4 protein-coding genes are annotated in these 3043 nt (G+C 29.0%); 2 read left to right on the top strand and 2 right to left on the bottom strand.

The window, feature by feature from the left end; all coding sequences use genetic code 11:
• The first annotated feature begins 93 nt into the window (after nucleotides 1-93).
• Nucleotides 94-1242, top strand: coding sequence for an FAD-binding domain-containing protein (locus tag AMO19_RS00475; RefSeq protein ID WP_075506882.1), 1149 nt, complete (start codon nucleotides 94-96; stop codon nucleotides 1240-1242).
• A 142-nt stretch (nucleotides 1243-1384) separates the two neighbouring features.
• A complete protein-coding gene (locus AMO19_RS00470) occupies nucleotides 1385-1936 on the top strand; it encodes a DoxX family protein (RefSeq protein WP_075506881.1) in 552 nt (183 codons plus the stop codon).
• Between the two features lie 239 nt (nucleotides 1937-2175).
• Here the strand turns inward: AMO19_RS00470 and AMO19_RS00465 are convergent, their stop codons facing one another.
• Nucleotides 2176-2727, bottom strand: a complete 552-nt coding sequence (locus tag AMO19_RS00465; protein WP_075506880.1) for a pyridoxamine 5'-phosphate oxidase family protein — start codon at nucleotides 2725-2727, stop codon at nucleotides 2176-2178.
• A partial coding sequence (locus AMO19_RS00460) for a DUF1295 domain-containing protein (protein ID WP_146255912.1) occupies nucleotides 2720-3043 on the bottom strand: 324 nt, incomplete at its 5' end. The genes AMO19_RS00460 and AMO19_RS00465, both read right to left, overlap by 8 nt.

The following is a 3043-nucleotide window of genomic DNA, read 5'->3' as shown; positions in this document are numbered from 1 at the left end:
TAAAAGTGAAATAGAAAATTTTAAGGACTAATTAAAGGCAAATTTTTGAAATTTCTATCAATACAAAAAAAAATTTTTTAAAGTTATGAGAAAATGTCATTTTTATTAAGGGCTCAAAATACCTGGGAAAATTTTGCGAAATACAAAATCAATGATTATGCAAAATTAAGAAATTTTGATTTTGGGCCAAATAACGAAAGTTCAGTTTCAAAATTATCTCCTTTCATTACTCATAGAATATTATCGGAATATGATCTGATCCATGATATTAAAAGTAAGTACAAAATCAAAAATTCAACTAAATTTGTTGAAGAAATATTTTGGAGAGTTTACTGGAAAGGGTGGATGGAGAATAGACCTAAAGTTTGGAGAAATTTTATTTCAGAAAAAAATCTCGATTTTGATTATGAGTTATATGAAAGTGCAATTAATGGCAATACAGAATTAGATTTTTTTAATTCTTGGGTACATGAATTAAAGCAGTACAACTATTTGCATAACCATACAAGAATGTGGTTTGCGAGTACTTGGATATTTAATTTAGGCCTCCCATGGCAATTGGGAGCGAAGTTTTTCTTTAAATATCTTTTTGATGGAGATGCTTCATCTAATCTCCTTAGCTGGAGATGGGTCGGAGGATTGCAAACAAAGGGAAAACAATATCTTTTTTCATCATCAAACCTCAGAAAGTTTTCAAATAATAGATTTAATGTAGAAAAAATAAGTAATCAACAAATTTTTCTTGAAGAATCTAATCAAATACCATTTGAAGATGAGATTTATAAAAATGATATGGATCCTAAATCAGATAATCTGATTATGTTTGAAAATGACCTACACCTTGCAACCCTTAAAAATTTACTTCCAAGCTATAAAAAAGTATTTATTATCCTTTTAAAAAATGAACAAAGACAAATTAAATTGTCTGAATCTGTATTGAAATTTAAACAAGATTTGGTCTCTGAATTTTTAGAGCAATTTGATAATGTTGAACAGATTGATCCTTATTCATTGGAAAATACTTTTAAAAATACTAACGAAATAGACATTATTTATCCTGGAGTGGGAGAGAATTATGATTTCATAACAGAGTTTAAAAATTTACACCATAAAAAAATTTTTAATCTTGTGAGGGATGAAGATTTATTTGCTTGGAAATTTGCTAAAAGAGGGTTTTTTAAATTTAAAGAAAATATTCCAAAAATAAATCAGAGAATATTAGAAAATTTTTCAAAAAAATAATTTTTAACTTAGTTGAATTTCTAATCAGAAAACAACCCCTTTGGTAAGTAAGTATAAATACTTATTTAGGCGCGACTTTTGCTCTTTAATCCACGATGGATACTGTGACTAGTTATTTTTACTTAAGGATAATTTTTTAATAGTGCTTTCAACAATTCTTACCAAGTCGTTTAGCAAAGATACTGCTTTATTAATTCTTAGAGTTATAACAGGAACTGTTCTTATACATCACGGTTATGAGAAATTAGCAAACATTGAAAATTTCGCTGATGCTTTTGTAAGACCATTACATCTCCCATTCCCAATATTTTTATCATACATAGCGGCATTTTCAGAAATAGGTGGTAGTTGGTTATTAATTATCGGCTTAGCCACAAGGTTCGGAGCTTTGGCAATTGTTGGAACAATTTCTGTCGCCATATATCATGCACTTGTTACTTCAGGTTTTAATATTTTCTTACTAGAGCTTTTACTTCTATATTTCGCTTCAGCAACTTCAATTGCACTAACAGGTCCTGGAAATTTCTCCTTAGACGAAGTCATCATCAGAATTCTGAAATCAGAAGATGATGAGGAAATCATACCTTCAACAAAAGCAAAACCTTCCAAGCAAGTCGAAGTAAAAGAAGAAACAAACAAAGGCGGTTTATTTCAATTTCTGCAAGCGAACATACTCTCAGATACTTCAAGCTAACTTTTTAGGATAAAGACTATTTATTATTGCTAACCTTTTTCGATAACTATTCCTCTTCTCAAGTTTTATCTTAATCGTTGCTTCACAAAGACTTATAAAAAGCCCTATAGCAGTCACCCAAGATAGAAAAATAAAAGGACTTTCTGGAATTTCTGAGAAATTCATATAAATAATACTTCTTTTTTAAAACTGACTTATGACTTTATGTATTTCAACCTAAATATACAATTTAGAAATATTTAAGGATTAATTTCAACTTTTTCCCATTTTTTAACCTTTTCCCAAAAATATCGTTTATGAACAGGCTGTTCTAATTTAAGAAGATCTACTGAATATATTTCAAAATTTAGAACCACAAAATTTTCTGACTTGGGTAGATTGGATAATCTTTCATAAGTAGATTGGACTTTTGGGTTTATTTTCTCTCCAGGAGACCCCCAAAACCAAGAAGATTTTGATTTTTCTGATAATGAATCCCAATAATTTTTGTTATCACTTAATTCACGTATTTTTCCTTTAAATCTATATTGTGATTTGGTTTTCAAAAAGAACCATAATATTTCTGCATTAGGGTTGGATTTTAAATGCCCAATTTTTTCACTTCTTCTATCTGTGAAAATTATCATTGAACTATCTTTATGCCATCCTCTGAAAACAACTGTTCTTAATCTTGGCTCATTTTCTTCGCTGACTGTTGCAAGCTGTATCCATCTATTAGAGGGTGATTTGCCCTCTTTTTTTCTAGAAGATTTTAAATCTTGCCTCCAACTGGGTAAGTTGTTATCAGGCATTTAATTTAGGCAATATTAGACCACTTTTCTTTTTGTATTCTTCGAATGAATCATATTTTGAGAGCGATTTATCTTTTTTTATCATTCTTGGTAGAAAAACTATAGAGAAAAATATTGCAAGGATTACTAATGGAACGAAACTCATTGAGAGGATTGCGAATGATAGATAAATTAGTATTTCTCCTAAATAATTTGTATTTCTTATATTTTCGAAAAATCCTTCTTTAATTAGATCTTTTTTTAATTTAAGAGAAAAATATTTTTGGGCATCACTAGCAAAGTGTAGAAACACACCAATTATATTTATAGATACAGA

The organism is Prochlorococcus marinus (assembly GCF_001180245.1).
Taxonomy (GTDB): Bacteria; Cyanobacteriota; Cyanobacteriia; order PCC-6307; family Cyanobiaceae; genus Prochlorococcus_A; species Prochlorococcus_A marinus_F.
Note: the sequence above shows the minus strand (reverse complement) of the source record. Positions and strands in the feature narration are given on the sequence as shown.